The organism is Helicobacter sp. MIT 01-3238 (assembly GCF_003364135.1).
GTDB lineage: Bacteria > Campylobacterota > Campylobacteria > Campylobacterales > Helicobacteraceae > Helicobacter_B.
Window position 1 is genome coordinate 165,496 of sequence record NZ_NXLN01000001.1, and the last position, 19,521, is coordinate 185,016.

16 protein-coding genes and 2 pseudogenes are annotated in these 19,521 nt (G+C 41.2%); 17 read left to right on the plus strand and 1 reads right to left on the minus strand.

From position 1 onward, the window contains the following. Positions 1–194 precede the first annotated feature (194 nt). The 6 genes from CQA40_RS00685 (at position 195) to CQA40_RS00710 (ending at position 6,575) form a co-directional block, all read left to right on the plus strand. A complete protein-coding gene (locus tag CQA40_RS00685; protein WP_115519078.1) occupies positions 195–608 on the plus strand; it encodes a chemotaxis protein CheX in 414 nt (137 codons plus the stop codon). A gap of 74 nt (positions 609–682) precedes the next feature. Continuing rightward, complete coding sequence (fliN, locus tag CQA40_RS00690) at positions 683–1,048, plus strand: flagellar motor switch protein FliN (protein ID WP_023927606.1); 366 nt, start codon at positions 683–685, stop codon at positions 1,046–1,048. A 30-nt stretch (positions 1,049–1,078) separates the two neighbouring features. Beyond that, positions 1,079–2,440: a flagellar biosynthetic protein FliO gene (locus CQA40_RS00695; RefSeq protein WP_115519079.1), complete on the plus strand. Its 1,362-nt coding sequence runs from the start codon at positions 1,079–1,081 to the stop codon at positions 2,438–2,440. Between the two features lie 9 nt (positions 2,441–2,449). After that, positions 2,450–3,217 carry an energy transducer TonB gene (locus tag CQA40_RS00700; RefSeq protein ID WP_115519080.1) on the plus strand — a complete coding sequence of 256 codons (768 nt, stop codon included), beginning with the start codon at positions 2,450–2,452 and terminating at the stop codon, positions 3,215–3,217. Between the two features lie 71 nt (positions 3,218–3,288). Continuing rightward, positions 3,289–4,452: a dihydroorotase gene (pyrC, locus tag CQA40_RS00705; protein WP_115519081.1), complete on the plus strand. Its 1,164-nt coding sequence runs from the start codon at positions 3,289–3,291 to the stop codon at positions 4,450–4,452. Positions 4,453–4,502: 50 nt separating this feature from the next. Continuing rightward, complete coding sequence (locus CQA40_RS00710) at positions 4,503–6,575, plus strand: motility associated factor glycosyltransferase family protein (protein WP_115519082.1); 2,073 nt, start codon at positions 4,503–4,505, stop codon at positions 6,573–6,575. A gap of 225 nt (positions 6,576–6,800) precedes the next feature. Here the strand turns inward: CQA40_RS00710 and CQA40_RS00715 are convergent, their stop codons facing one another. Beyond that, entirely contained in the window at positions 6,801–8,858 is a 2,058-nt protein-coding gene (locus CQA40_RS00715) for a hypothetical protein (RefSeq protein WP_115519083.1), read from the minus strand. Positions 8,859–9,282: 424 nt separating this feature from the next. Here CQA40_RS00715 and CQA40_RS00720 point away from each other — a divergent pair. The 11 genes and pseudogenes from CQA40_RS00720 to nuoK form a co-directional block, all read left to right on the plus strand. Beyond that, a pseudogene (locus tag CQA40_RS00720) lies at positions 9,283–9,678 on the plus strand (NAD(P)H-quinone oxidoreductase subunit 3); the annotation flags it as partial. A 197-nt stretch (positions 9,679–9,875) separates the two neighbouring features. Then, a complete protein-coding gene (locus tag CQA40_RS00725) occupies positions 9,876–10,376 on the plus strand; it encodes an NADH-quinone oxidoreductase subunit B family protein (protein WP_034561064.1) in 501 nt (166 codons plus the stop codon). A 50-nt stretch (positions 10,377–10,426) separates the two neighbouring features. Then, a complete protein-coding gene (locus tag CQA40_RS00730; protein ID WP_115519085.1) occupies positions 10,427–11,290 on the plus strand; it encodes an NADH-quinone oxidoreductase subunit C in 864 nt (287 codons plus the stop codon). 60 nt (positions 11,291–11,350) lie between these two features. Next, on the plus strand, positions 11,351–12,607 hold the full coding sequence (gene nuoD / locus CQA40_RS00735; protein WP_115519086.1) for an NADH dehydrogenase (quinone) subunit D: 1,257 nt from the start codon (positions 11,351–11,353) through the stop codon (positions 12,605–12,607). A 17-nt stretch (positions 12,608–12,624) separates the two neighbouring features. Continuing rightward, positions 12,625–12,900, plus strand: a complete 276-nt coding sequence (locus tag CQA40_RS00740; protein ID WP_115519087.1) for an NADH-ubiquinone oxidoreductase subunit E family protein — start codon at positions 12,625–12,627, stop codon at positions 12,898–12,900. Positions 12,901–12,928: 28 nt separating this feature from the next. Continuing rightward, positions 12,929–13,795 carry a hypothetical protein gene (locus CQA40_RS00745; RefSeq protein ID WP_115519088.1) on the plus strand — a complete coding sequence of 289 codons (867 nt, stop codon included), beginning with the start codon at positions 12,929–12,931 and terminating at the stop codon, positions 13,793–13,795. A 52-nt stretch (positions 13,796–13,847) separates the two neighbouring features. Further along, a complete protein-coding gene (locus tag CQA40_RS00750; RefSeq protein ID WP_115519089.1) occupies positions 13,848–16,646 on the plus strand; it encodes an NADH-quinone oxidoreductase subunit G in 2,799 nt (932 codons plus the stop codon). A 137-nt stretch (positions 16,647–16,783) separates the two neighbouring features. Continuing rightward, positions 16,784–17,773, plus strand: coding sequence for an NADH-quinone oxidoreductase subunit NuoH (nuoH, locus tag CQA40_RS00755; RefSeq protein WP_115519090.1), 990 nt, complete (start codon positions 16,784–16,786; stop codon positions 17,771–17,773). A 22-nt stretch (positions 17,774–17,795) separates the two neighbouring features. Beyond that, positions 17,796–18,521 (plus strand): NADH-quinone oxidoreductase subunit NuoI, encoded by a 726-nt coding sequence (nuoI, locus tag CQA40_RS00760; RefSeq protein ID WP_115519091.1) that lies wholly within the window; start codon positions 17,796–17,798, stop codon positions 18,519–18,521. Beyond that, a pseudogene (locus CQA40_RS00765) lies at positions 18,521–19,072 on the plus strand (NADH-quinone oxidoreductase subunit J); the annotation flags it as partial. The gene nuoI and the pseudogene CQA40_RS00765, both read left to right, overlap by 1 nt. Positions 19,073–19,176: 104 nt before the next feature. Further along, positions 19,177–19,521, plus strand: a complete 345-nt coding sequence (gene nuoK, locus CQA40_RS00770) for an NADH-quinone oxidoreductase subunit NuoK (RefSeq protein WP_023927622.1) — start codon at positions 19,177–19,179, stop codon at positions 19,519–19,521.

Below are 19,521 nucleotides of genomic sequence, written 5' to 3' on the forward strand. Positions count from 1 at the left end.
GATTTTCGTGTGGATTTTTGTTATGTTGTTTTTGCATTGGATTTTGCATAGATTTTGTCCAAATTTTGTGCGAAATTTTGCAAAAAGGCGTTGCAAGTAGCCTAATAATGATATAATGACAAGCATATTTTGCGCTTAAGGGAAGCAATCTAGTGCTAAATTAAGCTACTTATGACACAAAAGGACAGGACACAATGGAAATCATCAAAGAGAGCTTTTTTGAAGTCATCAACAACTCTATCGGAGTCTCCCCACAAGAATCCATAATCCCCGTGAAAAGAGGGTATCTAGCCTCGATAGATACTTTTAGCAGGCAGCGAGAGCTAGAAGTCTATCTTGTGTTTAATAAGAAGTTTTTGCACTTTATGTGTGAGAATTTTTTGGGCGAGGAGAATCCTAGCTTAGAAGCACTAGAAGATATGGCAAAAGAGCTTGCAAACCTCGTAGTAGGGCACGCAAAAGTTTTAGCACAAAATAAAAACCAAAATTTCACTATATCCACACCACAATATCTCGGCGTGCGCGTGATAAAAAACTACAATCACGGCTTGCACTTTCGCCTAAAAGGTGGCGGGCATTGCAGTATCTTTGTGCGAAACAAAGACTAGCAAATCTGCAATTCCGCAAAATCACGCAAATACAATAACTTAAAACGAGCTAAACAAAACAGCTAAGGACAAAAATGGCAAAAGAGCAAAAATCTATCCTTGATAGAAAGCGCACCCACACTCCAGAAGAAATCGAGCTTGCTACATATCTAGAGGAGATGATGGAGGACTATGAGGGGTTGCTTGATATGGGTGTGGTTTTTACTGCTGATTTGGGCTCTACTAAGATTCCGCTTGCAGAAATACTAAAGTTTGAAAAAGGCTCAATCATTGATTTGCAAAAGCCAGCAGGAGAGAGTATAGATGTGTTTGTAAATGGCAGAATAGTAGGCAAAGGCGAAGTAATGGTCTATGAAAGAAGTCTAGCGATTCGTCTAAATGAAATCCTAGATTCCAATGCGATAATCTACTATATCGCTAGGACAAGTCCTTACGAATAAGCCCTACAAAAAGCAAATAAAAGGGGAAAGATGCTATTTCAGCAAAATAACTTCAACGAAATTTTTCATAACTTTTTTGGTGATTTTTGGCGTTTCAAAAGAGCGCGACTAGCTTTTTTTGGCTTTTTTGGTAGCACTCTTTGCGCTTTTTCATTTTTTGCACTATTTGTGCTAGCATTAAACGCACTTTTTTTATCCTTTGCCTTTGCTGATTCCAAAACCTCGCAAAATCTCTCAATCGTAAAACAAATCCAAGCATATCCCGACTCGGCACAAGATAGGCTTGATGTTTTGTTGCTATTAGATTCTAGCTTTAGGGGCGAAGTGGGGAGTGCTACTATCGCAGATGAGCGACTTAGCGTGATTTCTGGCGTGGGCTTGCAAGAGAAGTGGAGCAAATCTTTTGCAAACTCGCCTATTTCTAAGCTAGAGATTATCCCGCACAATAACAATCTCTACATAAACGCAAAAGGTCGCAAACGCTATTATCTAAAGCCAAGTATTTCCAAAGATAAAAGCACGCTTAGACTTAGCTTTTATGCGGCTGATTCTCAAGTGCTAGATTCTTTGCTATCTACCACTCCCACGCTAAAAGCCACTCCCATAGAGGAAGTTTTTAGCGATTTGCAGGCTTCAAAAATTTCTAATAAGATTTCTCAAATCTCTAGTGATTCTCCAAATGGTGCAAATCCATTTGCTTACACAGCTCAAAACACGCAAACAAGGACAGATATAGGGCTTGATTCTGCCTTGCAGCCTAGTGCGAAGTCAAGTCAAGCAAATTCTCAAAATGCCAAAAATGCCCAAGATGATAATTTGTTTAATTGGGCTGCTATCGCACAAGGTGCGGAGTTTAATGCAAGCGATTACGCACTATATCTAGCTGTGTTTGCCTTTGTGATTGCACTTTTGGTGCTACTGCGCTATCTCATTCGCAGAAGTGGCAGCGCAAATGCTTCACTAAAAGTCGTTTCCCAAAGCCAGATTGATAGCAAAAACAAAGTCGTAATCTTTGAAACAAAAGACTATTTTTATATGGTGCTTTTGGGCGAAAAAAATAATATTTTGATTGACAAAATCCCTCGCAGTGGAGCTTCCCTCTCTGCAAAACCACTTACCGTAGGCTCTGTGCTAGAATCACTAGGCGAGCCAAAATCCACTCAATCTCGCCTAAAATCCACTCCAAGCACTTCCCAAAGTGCTTCAAGGGTAGCTACCTCCTCTGCGCTATCCTCCCCCTCCCTAGCTACACCAAAGCCAAGTGCTAAGCCTAGAAGTGCCACCCCTCAAGCAACCGCGCCAAAGCCCTCGCCACTAGAATCGCTTACCATTGGAAATGAAAATTCTTTCAACCAAGATTTTTGGGACGCACTAAAAAGTGGCAAAAGATGAGAATAGACTATGAGACAAGCAGAAGCTCTTAGTGTGGGGTATAGCAATAGCGAGGATAGATTTTGGGTTTCTCTGCTTTTGTCTGTTGTTTTGCATTGCTGTATCATAGCGATAGTTTGGTTTATAAACGAGCAGCTAAAAAAGCCAAAACTCCACAAAGTTGAATTAGAAAATATTTTGTTTCTAAAGCGCGGGGATAGCCTAGATAAAAACGACAACAAAGAGGGAATGACACCACCCTCTCTTGCAAGTCCAGATAGCGCACCGCCAACCCCTCCATCTACACCCACGCCAAATACGCAAGAAGCAGAGTATAGAGAGCAAAGACAAAGCAAAAGAGTGCCACTGCCAAAGCAAGAATCCAAAAAAACCTATCAATCTCTAAACCAAATGAGCCAACCTGCACAGCAACCTTCTAAAGCGAGAGACCGCACTACTTCGCGTGCTATTAGCGAGCTATATGGACGAGAATGGGGGGATTTGGGCAGTGAGGAAAAAGACTTCGTAACGAGCAATCTACGCCAAATCGCTCGCATAACCCAAAGCTACTTAGAATACCCACAAGCTGCGGGTTATCTAGGACAGCAGGGCGAAAATGCCGTAGAATTTTATCTCCTACCAAATGGCGACATAGAGGGGCTTAGGCTTATTCGTAGCTCCAAGTATAAGCTACTTGATGATAATTCTACAAAAACCATACGAATTGCTTTCAAAGACTATCCTCGCCCCAAAAAACGCACGCTTATTAGATTTCATATCACTTATAAGCTGCACTAGATTTTATTTCAAGGACTTGCAAGCAAATCAAAAACCTAACAAATCTAGCCATAAATTTTACAAGGAGAAATATGCGCTTAAAACTTACAAACCCGCTTGATATGCACTTGCACTTACGCGATGAAGCTATGCTAAAATCCGTGCTACACTTTAGTGCGAGCAGGTTTGCAGGTGCACTGATAATGCCAAATCTAAATCCTCCAATAGATTCGCTAGATTTGGCTAATGCGTATAAAAGTAGGATTTTGGACGCGCTAGATTTTCTCTCAAAAACCCAACCAAAGCAATCAAAAAAAACACAGCAAGACACACAACCCACAATCAAAAATTTTTATCCATTTTTGGCTTTGTATATTACTGATAATCTTAGTTTAGATGAACTAGAAAAATGTGCTAAGAACGGATATAGGATTCTAAAACTTTATCCAAAAGGTGCTACCACAGGGAGTGAAAGTGGTGTAAAATCTATCCTTAGTCAAAAAATGCGTGATATTTTTGCTTGTGCGCAGGACTTGGGTATGATACTTTGCATACACGGGGAGAGTGCGGGAGAGGCTTTGCAAAGAGAATATGAGTTTGGCGAGATTTTTGCCTATATCGCTTCGCATTATCCCAGACTAAAAATCATCATCGAACACCTTAGCGACCACCGCTCTTTGCCACTTTTAGAAGAGTTTGACAACATTTATGCCACTCTTACGCTACACCATATCACGCTTGATATTAGCGCACTTATAGGTGGGAGTTTGCAGCCTCATTATTTTTGCAAGCCCGTGCTAAAGCGCGTGATAGATAGGGAGGCTTTGGCACGATATGCTTTGAGTGCAAATCCAAAAGTCAGCTTTGGCTCAGACTCTGCTCCGCATAGCCTGTATGCCAAACTCACACAAGGTGCGGCAGGGATTTTTAGCGCACCGTGTCTTTTGGAGCAGTTGGCGGAGTTTTTTGAAGCACACGATTGCTTGCAAAATTTGCAAGCCTTTGTAAGTGATAATGCAATGAAAATCTATGAGCTACAATCCCACTTTTCCTCGCTTCCACCAAAAATAATCACGCTAGAAAAATCTACAAACGCGATTCCAAATGTTGTGCATATCAAATCTAGTCCGCACGACACAAAAGTAAACCACGCTAAAGAATATGATTTTACAAAATCTAGCGATTATGATAAGTTTGCCACAGAGTGTGTTATTCCATTTCGCGCAGGCGAGCAAGTAGGGTGGAAACTCTGCTAAATTGCTTATAGCCCGACTAGCAAACTCGCAAAATTACTTAAAGGCATAATATGCAACTAGATAATTTCACAAAAAATCTCTCTGTCCTGCAAAACATAGACCCAGCACTTTTTTGCGCGCTAACAAACTGCAAGCCAAATGAAAAATATGAAGTGTTTATGGATAGCGACCCTGCTAATTATAATATCATCGATAAAGGCGACACAGATAAAAATCCAAGCAAAAATCCAAATGAGATTTTGGATAAACACACACAAAGCAATATAGCTCAAAATGATTCTGTGCTAAATAACCCAGCCTCCGATAATCCAACCCCCAATAATCCCATTCCTATGTATCTCTCCAAACCCATAGATGAGATAATGCAAAAAAACACCGAATTAGTAGGCTACTCATATTATCCGTTTTTGTATATTTATGGGCTTGGAAATGGCGTGCTACTAAAGCTGCTTTTTAATGAACAACGACAGCGCATTGTCGTATTTGAGCCAGAATTGGAGGTTATTTTTATTGTGCTAAATCTGCTTGATTTCTCAAGCGAGCTGCAAAGTCAAAAGCTAGTGATTATCCATTCTAAACAGGCAAATTATATTCGCATAGATTCTCTATTTGATAGCAACAAATACGCTAGAATCTTTGTGAAAACTTATGATTTGCTACTTTCGTGCAACTACTATGAAAAATACCAAGATGATATTTTGCGCATAAATGGTTATTTTATCAAAGCCATTGAGCAAGCCGTAGTGAGTGTGGGAAATGACGCAAAAGATTCTCTAGTGGGAATCCTACACCATATAATAAATTTACCCGATGCCCTGCGCTCGCCAAATGTCGATGCGCTATATAGCGCACTGCGCGGTAGAGATACGGCTATCATCATATCCACAGGTCCTAGCCTACACAAGCAGCTTCCATTGCTAAAATCTATCGCACCTTATGCGACTTTGCTTTGCATTGACGCGAGCTTCCCTATCCTATATAAGCACGGCATAAAGCCAGACATCGTAATAAGCCTAGAGCGCGTAAAAGAAAGTGCTAAATTTTACACCGATACACCAAAGATTGCCCAAGAGGGCGTGATATTTGCGCTTACTTCTATCGTGCATAGCGATACCAAAAACGCTATAACAAAAGGCGTAAAGCAATTTAGCTTCCGTCCATTTGGCTACACAAGCCTTTTTGAATTTCACGAGTATGGCTATCTAGGTGTGGGAATGAGCGCGGCAAATATGGCGTATGAAATCGCTAGAGGAGCGAAATTTAAGCGGTGCGTGTTTATCGGGCAGGATTTAGCTTTTGGCGATGATGGAAACACACACTCACAAGATGCGATATATGGCACAAAAGAGAGGCAATATAAGCAAGAGGGTATAATGATACCCAAATACGGCGGTGGAGGCGAGGTAGAAACTAGCAAGGTTTGGAAGCTGTTTTTGCATTTTTTTGAAAAAGACATAGCCCACACGCAAGGCATGGAAGTGATAAACTCCACAGAGGGTGGCGCACGCATACACGGCACAAAAGAAATCCCCTTTGCCAAAGTATGTGAAATGATAAAATCTAGCCCAAAATCTAGCATAAATCTAACCCCTCCAAGCCAAAAGATAAGCCAAAAAAATATAATCCTAGCTTACAAAAAATGCCTAGATATAATCAACTACGGCACAAAGCAAAAAAAGCGCATAGAGAGGTTGTTTTTGCGACTTGTAAAAGAGCTAGAAAAGGTAGAAAAGCTAAACAAAAAAGGACAGCTAGATAGGATAGATTTTGACAAATTAAGCGATTTGAGCGAGCAGCTAGAGGGGATAAAATCTCTTTTTAGTGAGCTAAAATTTACCAACTATTTTTTGGATGCGATTCAGTCCTATATATTTCATCAAGAGCTAGACATAGCCAAAGTCGTAGCGACATACACCCAAGATGATGACGCGCTAAAAGCAAAGCAACTAGAGTGGTTGTATTATCATAAGTATTGGCTTTTTTCGCTTGCAGGTGGGATAGACTGCGTGATAGAGTCCATAAAGCGTGGGCTAGGGCAGTGGAGTGAGGAGGATAATGCTATACTAAAAAAAGCGGGTGTGAAAATGCTAGAAACACAATCAAGCGCGAAATCTAGTGATTAGTTTTGGAGTGAAAATCATAAGCAACGCAATCACTAAAAACAATCCATTTTACAAATATGGCGATTTGGCACACTCACATAATCAAAGCTAGCAACAGTAAGCCTGCGATAGCGAGTGTGATAAGCCACCTTAGCAAATAAATATTTAGACTCAAGCATTTTTAGTTTTTTAGTATCATCTTACAAAACCACTTCCAAGTTTAGCTTGATTTTTTAGTAATTTTATCTAAAACCACGCGCCGTATTTGAGTGAGAGAGCATTAGAAAATCCTTGCAAAGATTGCCTAGAAAATCCACCTACAAAGTAGATTCCGCCATAGCCTAAGGTTAGCTCGTGGTTTTTATGTATGCTCCACACAAAGTTCAAATCCAAATTTGCATAAGCAATTGGTAGATTTATATCGCCCTTGCTTTGCAAGTTTGCTATTGTGAAGCTCGCTTTTTGAGTGTTTAGGATATTATATTTGCCACCAAGTAGCCAAAACATTCTAAAGCCTCCGCTTTTGCCAAAACTTTTGATTCCTCTCAAAGATAAATTTATCTGCGGGAAATGCCAAAGATGAATGGGATAATCCTCATTTGCTTGGTTTATAAATTCTTTATTTAGATGAAAACTTGGCAATATTATCAAATCATAGCTTATCCCTAGCTCTGGGGCGATATAGCTAGCGGCTTTTTCTTGATAAAAAGCTGTGCCTATCCTTGCATCTGCTCCAAATCCGTAGTTAAAAGATTGTGTTTTTAGCGCACCTGCATAAGTGCTTGTCTCAAAAAATGGCACACTCATATCGCCTCTTAAGATTCCTTTGAAATAAAATTCTCTCAAACTTTTGCTTTTTAGTGCTTTTGAATTGAAATAAGTCGCACCGACTTGGACACTATGGGTTTGTAGATTTATGTTTTGGGTATATACATCTGCTAGAGTGTAGGAGTATTCATAGCCTAGATAGCCACCTAAGATTCCTTTTTGTCCTAGATTTTTTTGCACTCCTCCTATGCCACCTCCTACAAATTCGTGCGCCCTAGATACGCTTGCATCGCTAAAGTAGCTATGCCCACCATAAGGTGCAAAAAATCCTATATGATTTTTGTTTTTTTCATAAGATAAAAATTTTTTCTCTAGTCTTGCTTTGCCTCTTGTTTGTCTTGAGGTTGTTGCAAGTTTGCGCATCTGTGGAGCATATCTTGGTGGTGCGCCCGGTGGGGTTTTAGCAGAGGGTTGCTCATAGATTTTGGGCTGATTTGCCTTGCTAGGTGTGGAGCGGAAGTTTTTTTTCATAAGAGAATCTAGCACATTTGACACCATTGTATTTTTGCGCATATAGCTTAGGGTTATGGTTTTTAGGATAGTAATCCCATAAGAGCTAGCCACATCAGCTTCTAGGCTAAACCCCGCCGTGCTTGCAGGGATTAGCCTGATTCCGGGAGTTGGGGTTAGGCTATCAAAGTTTGGCGTTACGCCCTTGCCACCTGCAATGATTTTGCTATACTCATATATATCGCCTACTTTTGCCCCACTTCCACTCTCACCTATACCCACTCCTACGATGATTCCACCTTTTGTGATACTAGAGACATTTATCCCATCGCCATTTAGATAGATATGCTCTACGGGAGTTTTTGGGATTCCTGTGTAGCCTCTGCCTTGAAAGGTATGTTGTGTTTTTGTTCCCCAAGTTGCCCCATCGCTAGAGATAGCAATCGTCCATTTGTTTATGTTTAGGTTATTGATATTGCCATTTAGATGATAGCCGAAGTTTAGCCCGATTTGTCCGTCATTTACATTCATAGTATTTATGGTTTGTTTTGTCGCTCCACCGCCAGAGGTGTTTTCAAAGTAAGGGATTATCCCGCCATTTAGATTTAGTGTGTTTATCACTCCACCTGCGTGGTTTAGCGATAGTTGTCCGCCGCTATTTATAGTGATAGTAGATACAGTGCCGCCATTTACGGTGTAGTTTGTGATATTTCCACCGCTATTTACTTCTACTAGGCGCACAGTGCCACTATTTGTGGTAAGTGTGCCGATATTGCCACCCCTATCTACATATAGAGAATCCGCATTCCATTGTTTGGATGGGACATAGCTAGTGATATGCTCATCCGCTGCGTGTGCTATGAGTCCTAGCCCAAGCATTGCTACAAAAAAGATTGCCACAGAAATGTAAGCAAATCCCCCCCCCCATTTATGTATCATCATATTTGCAATTTTTGTAGCTACTGATACGCTAGAAGACATAGATTTATAAGGTTTTTCAAAATTACAAACTAATAGATATTTCATCATATTCTCCTTAAAAATTACTTAAAAACTAGCATTATATAATAAAATTTATCAAAAACTACCAAAACACGCCAAAATCGTGGATTTTGCGCTTTGTCTTTGAAGCAAATACATTAGCCACAAAACAAAATCATCTAACAAGCAAAAATAAATGTGTAAAATTGACACTTTAATGAGAATTTCTACACGCAAATTCCATAAGGTTAAGTTTTTTTTTATCACTTTTGGTTATAATCTAGCTCGTTTAGCAGTGGCTTAGATTGGCTTAGACATTGCTAGGAGCAACGCTACAACAACAGCTAAAAAGCACCAAACAAAAGGAATATAAATGCCACTAGATGAAAATTTGCAAAATCTAGATTCTACCCTAGATAATTTTACCAATAACTTGACTTATATAGGACTTAAGCCAGAATTTAGTGATTTGCTAACAAACGATATAGCTTCATCACACGCGTATTTTGGTGTGTTTGTGCTGTTTGTGTTTAGCTTTATTGCATTTAACTACACGCTAAAAATCCAGCGATTTATTTCACGCAAGCTCGCTACAAAATCCCGCGACAAACTAAAACTAGCTCCTTATGAGTGCGGACCCACTCCGCTAAAGCAGCCCACCAAAATCCCTCATCAGTTTTTTATCATTGCATTGCTTTTTGTACTTTTTGACATCGAAGTGGTGTTTATGATTCCGTGGGCAGTGGTGTATAAAGAGGCTTTGGGAAATGGCTTTGGTGTGCTACTTTTTATAGAGATGATAAGTTTTATACTTTTGCTTGTCATCGGGCTAGTGTATGCGTGGAAAAAGGGTGCTTTGCAGTGGCACACTTCAAGTCAATCAAGCCAACCATTTAAGTGGAATCCACAAAATCAACAAGCTAGCATTAAGCCTAGTATCAAAGAAGTTACTCAAGGGGGGAATCTATGAATCCTGCTATTTCTACGCATTCTGCCTCCACACATTTCACACATTCCACACATTTTGCGCAAGCCCCCAAAGCCCCAGCGCATTTCAACCCTATGACGCCACTGCGTGATGCTAGCTTGCCAATCGCACTAACCACGATTGATAAGCTACTAAATTGGGGGAGGAGCAATTCTCTTTGGCCGCTCACTTATGGGCTTGCTTGCTGTGCGATAGAGATGATGGCGACAGGGGGAAGTCGCTTTGATTTTGATAGATTTGGCACGATATTTCGGGCTAGTCCTAGACAAAGCGATGTGATGATTATCGCAGGCACACTTACCAAAAAGCACGCCGAATATACTCGCAGACTATATGACCAAATGCCAGAGCCAAAGTGGGTTATTTCTATGGGCAGTTGCGCAAACACGGGCGGAATGTTTAACACCTATGCCACCGTGCAAGGTGTAGATAGAATCATACCTGTGGATATTTACTTGCCCGGGTGTGCCCCGCGTCCAGAGACTTTGCAATACGCCCTCTTGGTGCTTCAGCGCAAAATCCGCTCAAACAAAGCAGCCCCACAAAGCCTAAAAAACCCTAGACGCGTGATTTAGCAAAGCCTTTATAGAGATTTTATTTTAGATTTTTTATTCTAGGAAAGACAATGCCACAAAATACTTATCAGTCCACCGACACCACTTGCCAAAGCACTCACACAGCCACTTGCCACAAACCTCACAAAGATGTCCAAAGACACTCATATCACACCCCTAGATTTTATCAGCCAGCTCTCACGCCAAAAGATTCCATAGAGGGTAGTGCTTGGGAAGTGATATACAATCATATCAGCTATTTTCACAAAGTGGATTTAGCTTATGTTGAGCTAGGCTGTGCGGTGCTGTGGATAGAATCAAGCGATATTTTGCCCGTTTTGACTAGGCTAAAATCTCTAGGCTATGAGACTTTGAGCGAAATGAGTGCGATAGATAAGCTAGCTTTGGATAAAGATGAGAGTGGTGCAGATAAAAGTAGCGGGCAATTTGAGCTATTTTATCAGCTTCACGCGTTAAATTCTAGCTTCAAGGACAAGCGCAGAATCCGCATAAAATGTGCTATCAATGAGGTGGAACAAGTAGATTCTATCCACTCGCTTTTTTCTCTAGCACTTTGGAGTGAGCGCGAAGTGTATGATATGTTTGGGATAAGGTTTAGAAACCACCCCAATCTATCGCGACTACTTATGCCGCGTGATTGGGTGGGACACCCGCTTTTGCGCTCATATCCTTTGCAGGGAGATGAATACGCTAGCTGGTATGAGGTGGATAAAATCTTTGGCAAAGAGTATAGAGAAGTCATCGGTGCAGAGCAGCGCGATAGTGCTAGAATCGATGAAAATGAGGTAAGAAACTTCGCTAGAATCGATGAGCTAGGAGAGCAGAGCGACCCACTATATATAGAAGCATCCAAGTCGCTGTTTGTGCGAAATATCTCCAAAGAGAAAAAAGAGATTTTAAGCAAAAGAAAATAAAATCTAGCAAAAACAATCCTAAGAGAGAATAGTGAAAGAAAAATATTTTAAGGAAACAAAATGGCACAAATCTATACACGACTAAAACCACAATTTGAAAACATAGCGTTTGAAAAGCGCGATGATAATTCTATGGTGCTAAATTTTGGACCACAGCACCCCAGCACGCACGGACAGCTACGACTTGTCCTAGAGCTAGATGGCGAGCAAGTCAAAAAAGCCCACCCAGAAATCGGCTATCTCCACAGAGGTATAGAAAAACTCGCTGAAAATATGATATACAATGAATTTATGCCAACAACTGATAGGCTTGATTATATCGCTGCAAGTAGCAACAATTATGCGTTCGCACTCGGTGTGGAGCGACTTATCGGGCTAGAAGTCCCGCGCAAAGCCCAAGTGATACGAACCACGATTTTGGAGCTAAATCGTATCATTTCGCATATCTTTTTTATCGCCGTGCACGCTATGGATGTGGGTGCACTCTCACTATTTCTCTATGCGTTTAAAACGCGTGAATACGGACTTGACTTAATGGAGGATTATTGCGGTGCTAGGCTTACACACAATGCTATCCGTATAGGTGGAGTGCCACTAGATTTTCCACAAGGCTGGCTAGAAAATCTAGCAGCATTCCTAAAAGAAGTGCAAAAAAGCGTAGAACTTTTTGAGGGACTGCTAGATAACAATCGCATTTGGCGAGCTAGGCTTGAGGGCGTGGGCGTGATAGATGCAGATAGAGCAAAATCTTGGGGGGCAAGCGGAATAATGCTTCGCGCCACAGGAATAAAATATGACATTCGCAAGGAAGAGCCTTATGAGCTATATGATGAGCTGGATTTTTGCGTGCCTGTGGGGCATAATGGCGATAGCTATGATAGATATAGGCTATATATGCTTGAGATTAGAGAATCTTGCAAGATTTTAGAGCAGCTCATCACGCTATATCCCTCTGCTTCTAAGCAGTGTGAGGGCTTGCGTGGTGGTGGGCTTTTGGCAGATGCACCTAGCTTTATTTCTGCCCCAAAAGAAGAGATAATGACACAAAATTATTCGCTAATGCAGCATTTTGTGCTTGTTACGCAGGGTATGCGACCACCAAAAGGCGAAGTGTATGTCCCCATAGAATCTCCTCGTGGCGAGCTAGGATTTTTTATCCACTCTTTGGGCAACCCATACCCACAGCGCGTAAAGATAAAAACCCCTAGCTTTGCCCACACCGCACTGCTGCAAGAAATGCTCGTGGGAGAATATATCGCAGATATTGTTACCATAGTTGGCTCGTGCAATGCGATATTTGGCGAAGTAGACAGATAAAAACAAAAGGAAGTAAAATGAAGCGGTTTGATTTGCGACATTTAGGAGCGGATTTTTATACCAAGATGGGTGAAATCCTAGAATCTCGCTTGCAAAATGGCGAAGTTGGGATTTTGCTTTTTGAGCTAGGCGAGTTTAGCAATGTCGCAAAAAGCGCGGAGTTTGCCAAAAAAAATGGCTGTGAGATTCTAAACTCGGTGCGATTCAATCACTGCGATTGGACGCTTGTAGTGAGAAAAGACTCAAATCTTGCAAGCCAAGCAGATAGCGCGGACTTAGCAAGTCAAGCGTAAATAACGAACAATATGAGGTAGCAAGATAGTGAAAACCCACAGCGAAGTTGCCATTATTTTGGGTGCTATGCCACACGAAGCGCAGACTAGCTTCAAATGCCTTAGTGCCAAATCTAGCGCGTTATCTAGCACGCTATCTAGCTTGGCACAAAAAATCATTTTGCACCCCATAGCCGATACGCGCTATGATGATTCCACTTTGCAAATCCAATATGAAATCGGCACGGAGCTAGGAGTAGCCACACTGCTGGCAAAAGCGATTTTGTCAAAGGCTATTTTGGGTTTCTCGGGGGAAAAGCTAGATTTTGCTACAAATGTTTTAAAAAGATTTTCTAGCTTTGATTTTGGATATATCTCTAGTGAGTCCTCATTAAGCGAGGAGGAGCTAGAAAGCATTGTGCAATCTTGTGAGGAAGCGCAAAAATGCTGCATTTTTCTAGGAAATGCGTTTGCTTACCACAAAGACAAAGAGCTGATTTATGAGGTTTTGGGCTTGCTTAGTAATGTAGCAAGCATACCAATCATCACAAATGATAAAGCACTTGAAAATCTCGGCACAAAGGAGGATTTCACAGATTTAGCCTTTTTGGATAGGCTAGAATCTAGTTTAGAGGATTTGCCAGAGAGTAATGGTGCGTTTGTGTATTTCACGCCAAATGCCCTAGATATTGTGGATTATAGGATTTATGCCACAAAGCAGTTTTTAGCCCTAGCCAAAAGCAAAAATGGCGATAAAATCACGCTAAAAAATCAAGATACGCCTTATGAAAATATATCTTATGAAGTGGTAGAAGTGCCATATTTGCGCGGTGTAGTGGGTGTGGCACAAGGTGCTAGTAAAGAAGCTAGTGTGGATTTCTATCCATTTCACACATTACAAAGTGTGAGAATCTAAATAGCTACAAAAACTACAAAACAACAGCTAAAACGCAACAAAAGGAGAAAATATGAGCCAAGCAAATCTAGGGCAAAGCACAAAAGAAACTTCCCAAAATCTAATTACCATAAAAATCAACAATCAAGCCTTGCAATGTGAGGAGGGCGATAGTATCATTGAAGTAGCTCGCGCAAATGGCATATTTATCCCTACGATTTGCTATCTATCTGGCTGTTCTCCAACCCTTGCTTGCAAAATGTGTATGGGCGAAAATGCAGAGGGCAAACGCGTATATACTTGCAACACCAAAGCAAAAGACGGCTTAGAGATTTTTACCGATACGCCATCAATTCGGCGTGAGCGACAAATGATAATGCAAACCTATGATGTCAATCACCCGCTAGAATGTGGTGTGTGCGACAAAAGCGGGGAGTGCGAATTGCAAAATCTAACCCTCTACACAAAAGTATCTCATCAAGATTTTGCCCTGCCTGATGATGAAAAGCACTCCAAATTTTGGGCACAAGCCGAGTATGACCCAAATCTTTGTATCGTGTGTGAGAGATGTGTAACCACTTGCAAAGACAACATAGGCGAAGCAAAGCTAAAGGCAAACAAAGCCGAGCTACACTCCCCCGATGAGTATAAAGACAAAATGGAAAAAGACCCATATAGCGTGTGGAGCAAAAAGCAAAAATCTCTAATCGAATTTGTAGGCGAGACACCTTGCATAGATTGTGGTGAGTGCATAGCAGTGTGTCCTGTGGGTGCGCTTACTTACAAAGATTTTAGCTACACAGCAAATGCGTGGGAACTAAAGTCTATCCCAAGCACTTGCACGCATTGTTCAGCGGGCTGTCAAGTCATCTATGAAAAACGGCATTGCGACATAGAGGGCAAAAGCAAAATCTATCGTGTAAAAAATGATTTTCACTTCGCACCGATTTGTGGGGCGGCTAGGTTTGGATTTGGCTTGCACTCACATTTTGACGAGAGCAAAGAAGCGATTGGCACTCACTCAAGCGAAGTGCTAGAAAATGCCCTAGAAGCATTGCAAAAAGCCAAATCCATACATATAGGCTCACAAGCCACCAACGAAGAAGCCCTAATCACTCAAAACCTAGCCACACATTTTGGGCTAAAAATCTACAATGCTGAGGCTTACGCATACCAAAGACTTCTAGGCAAACTTCCGCTAAATCATAGCTTGCAAGAGCTAAAAAGATCTAGCGTGATTATCGCACTTGGTGCGAGCGTAAGATTGCATATCCCACAGCTCCAATACGCCATAAACAACACTATTCGTATTCAAAAGGGAGTGAAGTTTTTTTATGTAAATCCTATTTTTGATACTTTGCTTGCCAGCTTTTCTCGCTCGGTAGAGAGCATAAGCTATGGCGCGGATTGTGAGGGGGAAGCACTGCTAGGCTTACTCTTTGCCCTGCAAGAAGCCTGCAAAGTAGATAAAGATGACAAAGAGAGCGCGTATAAGGATTTTGGTGTGAGGGTTGCAAATGAGATTGCAAATGAAAATGATAGTGTCGCAGGCGAGGTGGCAAATGCACTAAAGCACATAAAAAGCACACAGCAAGAAATCCAAATAAAAGAAGAGGCAAATAAAGAGCAAAATCAGCAAGAGTCTAGCACAGATTCTATCCAAGCACAGCAAGGCATAGATTCTGGCACTCCACCTAGCGCACAAGCTACACCACCAAAAATCATCTATCAAGCATTGCAAGAAGCGGGCATAGAGCTAGATGATTTTGCCAAAATCGCCACTGCCCTGCTAGGCACACTATCAAGTGAAAAATCTAGCTTTTGTGGTGCTAGCTTGGTGGTGGGCTCTGAAGTGCTAAATGCGATATTGAGGGAATCTAGAGAGCAATCTAGCCTAATAGTAGAAATCTTAAGTTTGCTAGAAAAATTTGGCTTAAAAGTCTTTGTAATCCCAAATGGTGCAAATGTCGCAGGAATCGCAAGAATTTGCACGCTAGAAGCACCACAAACGACAAACGCGCTAAAAAACTCCATAGGAATCCGTGCTAATGGGGAGTGGGTGTGGGATAGCTATTTTTGTGATGATGAGGGACATATCGCACAATATCGTGGCAAAGACACAGATGACAAAGCCACAGATGACAAAGCCACAAAGCCACATTTGATTTTGCCCTCTTTTTCGCAGATGAATGCTAGCATTACCAACTATGAAAGCCGAGTTTTGCCGATAAATCGCGTGCTAGATTTTGCAGGATTTGATTTGAGTGATATTGCCAAATTTGTAGCAAGCAAAGATAGGGAGTTTGCCCTAAGCTACGCAGTGTGTGAGAATCTAGCAGGCTATATTTTGGAGCTACCAAAAGATAAAGGCTATCAGGCAATCTTACATAGCTCACTAAAAAATCACTACACGCAAAGTGGCGAGGACAAAAGAGGCTACACACTAGAATCTATAAGCGATTTTAGTGATTTAAAACGCGTTTTTTCTAGTGATTTATCTAGCGCACAAGAGGCAAGGGCAAAATCCAAAAAGATGAGCAAGTTTAACGCCTATCTTTCATTCCCACAAAATTTGTTTGATACCCAAACTGTGCTAGATAAAAATATGCAGCAACAAGATGGATTCTACACTTCTAGGGAGTATTTTGAGGAGCTTGGCTTAAAAGAGGGGGAAGAGATTTGCCTAAGAATAAAAAGCATAGATGAAACACAAGATTTTGGCAAAATCAAAGCGCGGGCATATATTGATTATGGGCTTTCTCAAAAGATTTGGCTTATTAGTCCTTATATTTTTTCTAGGGAAGTTTTGGCTGGAGGGATTTTTGCAGAGGAAATCTCTAGTAATTATTTGAGTGCGACACCCATAAAGTAGGCAAGATATGAGATATGCAGAGGATAAAAACTAGCTTATTGGCACAAAGTCATAAGCAAAGTCCAAAGCGTAATCCAAAGCAAAAATCCAAAAGCAAATAAAAGCAAAATATCTTAAAGGAAAATTAAGGAGCAAAAATGAGCGGTTTTGTCATTGAAACGATTGTAAAGATTCTAGTAGTGGTGCTAGTATTTTCGTTTTTGGGTGGGTTTGGCACATATATTGAGCGCAAAGTGCTAGCGAGATTTCAGCGCAGGCTTGGACCTAGCTATGTGGGACCTTTTGGTTTGCTACAATTCCTAGCCGATGGGGTAAAACTCTTTACCAAAGAGGATATTTGCCCTCAAGGTGCAAATCGCTTGATATTTATGCTAGCACCTGTCATAGCAATGATGAGTGCATTTATCGCTATGGCTCCTATTCCGTTTTTTGGAGATATAGAGATTTTTGGGCTTAGGGTTTCGCCTATCATTTCAGACATAAATGTCGGATTATTGTTTTTCCTCTCTGTGGGGGCGGTGGGGATATACGCACCACTTCTAGCAGGGCTATCAAGTGGCTCAAAGTATTCACTTCTAGGAGCGGCTAGGGCGTGCGTGCAGCTGCTTAGCTTTGAGGTTGTATCCGTGCTTAGTGTGCTACCTCCGCTTATGCTTGTAGGCTCACTATCTTTGGTAGCTATGAATGACTACCAAGCGGGCGGATTTTTTGATTGGCTGATTTTTAAGCAACCACTAGCTTTTATCATATTTTTGATAGCAAGCTATGCCGAGCTAAACCGCACGCCATTTGATTTGCTAGAGCACGAAGCCGAGATTGTCGCAGGATTTTGCACGGAGTATAGTGGGCTTAAATGGGGAATGTTTTTTGTAGCAGAATATGCTCATTTATTTGCCTTTGCTTTTGTGATTTCGCTTATATTTTGCGGTGGATATGCCCCATTATGGTTTATCCCCGGTGGGCTAGCTATCGTGCTAAAGGTTTGCTTTTTTGTATTTTTGGCTATGTGGGCTAGGGCGACATTCCCACACATTCGCCCTGACCAGCTGATGAGTATGTGCTGGAAAGTATTGCTTCCACTTGCGTTATTAAACTTAGCTTTTACAGGCGTTATAATGTTGCTATAATTACAAAGTTAGGAGAATCTAAATGAATAAAAACTACGCGCTAATACCTCACAACAAACCACCCAAAAGCGCGTTTGGTGCGTTTGCAAAAAGTGTGAAAAGAATATGCGGACTTGACTTGCTAAAGGGTCTTGGACTTACGCTAAAAGAGTTTGTATCCGCTCCTGCGACTATCCACTATCCAGCCCAAGTGATTCCATTTTCTCCACGCTACCGCGCAGTTCATAGCTTGCAGAGACTGCTAGAATCAGGCAATGAGCGGTGTATCGGCTGTGGTCTATGCGAAAAAATCTGCACAAGCAACTGCATACGAATCATCACACACAGAGGGGAGGATAATCGCAAAAAAATCGATTCTTATAGTATCAACTTAGGTCGTTGCATATTTTGCGGACTTTGCGCGGAGGTGTGCCCAGAACTAGCTATCGTTATGGGGCAGAGATTTGAAAACGCGAGCGAGGCTAGAGCGCAGTTTGCTACCAAAAACGAATTGCTTGTAAGCAAGGAGGAAGCTAGAGCGCATTCTTTGGTAGAATTTAGCGGATTTGGCAGTATCTCACAAGGTGCAGATAAACGGCTAAAAGGCACACCTGTGGCGTTTGATTTGTTAGATGGGACAAGTAATGAATCAAGTAGCAATCCAAATGGAGAACCAAACGGAGTGGATTCTACTTTGGATAATAAAAATTCGCTATTATCTAGCACAGATTTAGCTCAAAATCCACAAGCCCAAAAAGGAGATGACTAATGTTTGAAGCCGTTGCTTTTTATCTTTTTGCGTTTTTGACACTTAGCGCGTTTTTTGTAGTCATCTCTACAAACAACCTCCTTTATGCCCTTACCGCCCTTGCAAGTGGAATGATTTTTATATCAAGCTTCTTTTTTATCTTGGGTGCGGAGTTTTTGGGTGTGGTGCAAATCGCTGTATATACAGGTGCAGTCATAGTTATGTATGCTTTTGGGCTTATGTTTTTAGACATTTCACAGGGCATAAAAGAGCACTACAATGGGCAAATGAGGATTTGCATAATGGTGCTTATGATAGCGTTTTTGCTACTAGCACTTTTTGCTTTTCCTATCTACCACCAAAATGTATTACTAGAAAAATCCACTATCATCATAAATGAACCAAATACATTTGGTATCGGCAGAGTGCTTTTTAGCAAATACCTAATCGCATTTGAAATTACAGGTGTGCTGCTTCTAGTCGCCCTTATCGGTGGTGTGGCACTCGGTCTAAAAGACAATCTAAACGCGCTTATCCACTCTAATGCTCTAGCGCAAATAAAAGAAAACATAGAAGCAAATCTGAATAGCAAATCTAACTCGCAAGATTGTGCCAAAAAGGCAAAATCCACCCCAAAATCTACCAAAATCCCAAAATCTTAAAAAGGAGAAAACTAATGGAATCAATATCTACACATTTTGGCACTTATCTAAACATTCATCATTTTTTGTTTCTTGCTACGCTTATTTTTGCACTAGGGCTTTTTGGTATGCTTAGACGCAAAAATATCCTTATGCTATTTCTCTCAAGCGAGATAATGTTAAATGGACTAAATATCGCTCTAGTCGCGCTTGGCAGAATGTTTGGCGATGCAAATGGCGAGATTTTCGCACTTTTTGTCATCGCTATCGCTGCTAGCGAAGTGGCTATCGGGCTTGGGCTGGTGCTGCTGTGGTATCGCAGTGGTATAAGTGGCTCAAAATCCCTTGATATTGACACGCTAAATAAAATGAGGGGGTAA

What these genes read in the sequence shown, in the direction of transcription:
- CQA40_RS00685 (WP_115519078.1), top strand. Translation starts at nt 195, where the DNA reads ATGGAAATCATCAAAGAGAGCTTTTTTGAAGTCATCAACAACTCTATC.
- fliN (WP_023927606.1), top strand. Translation starts at nt 683, where the DNA reads ATGGCAAAAGAGCAAAAATCTATCCTTGATAGAAAGCGCACCCACACT.
- CQA40_RS00695 (WP_115519079.1), top strand. Translation starts at nt 1,079, where the DNA reads ATGCTATTTCAGCAAAATAACTTCAACGAAATTTTTCATAACTTTTTT.
- CQA40_RS00700 (WP_115519080.1), top strand. Translation starts at nt 2,450, where the DNA reads ATGAGACAAGCAGAAGCTCTTAGTGTGGGGTATAGCAATAGCGAGGAT.
- pyrC (WP_115519081.1), top strand. Translation starts at nt 3,289, where the DNA reads ATGCGCTTAAAACTTACAAACCCGCTTGATATGCACTTGCACTTACGC.
- CQA40_RS00710 (WP_115519082.1), top strand. Translation starts at nt 4,503, where the DNA reads ATGCAACTAGATAATTTCACAAAAAATCTCTCTGTCCTGCAAAACATA.
- CQA40_RS00715 (WP_115519083.1), bottom strand. Translation starts at nt 8,858, where the DNA reads ATGAAATATCTATTAGTTTGTAATTTTGAAAAACCTTATAAATCTATG.
- CQA40_RS00725 (WP_034561064.1), top strand. Translation starts at nt 9,876, where the DNA reads ATGACGCCACTGCGTGATGCTAGCTTGCCAATCGCACTAACCACGATT.
- CQA40_RS00730 (WP_115519085.1), top strand. Translation starts at nt 10,427, where the DNA reads ATGCCACAAAATACTTATCAGTCCACCGACACCACTTGCCAAAGCACT.
- nuoD (WP_115519086.1), top strand. Translation starts at nt 11,351, where the DNA reads ATGGCACAAATCTATACACGACTAAAACCACAATTTGAAAACATAGCG.
- CQA40_RS00740 (WP_115519087.1), top strand. Translation starts at nt 12,625, where the DNA reads ATGAAGCGGTTTGATTTGCGACATTTAGGAGCGGATTTTTATACCAAG.
- CQA40_RS00750 (WP_115519089.1), top strand. Translation starts at nt 13,848, where the DNA reads ATGAGCCAAGCAAATCTAGGGCAAAGCACAAAAGAAACTTCCCAAAAT.
- nuoH (WP_115519090.1), top strand. Translation starts at nt 16,784, where the DNA reads ATGAGCGGTTTTGTCATTGAAACGATTGTAAAGATTCTAGTAGTGGTG.
- nuoI (WP_115519091.1), top strand. Translation starts at nt 17,796, where the DNA reads ATGAATAAAAACTACGCGCTAATACCTCACAACAAACCACCCAAAAGC.
- nuoK (WP_023927622.1), top strand. Translation starts at nt 19,177, where the DNA reads ATGGAATCAATATCTACACATTTTGGCACTTATCTAAACATTCATCAT.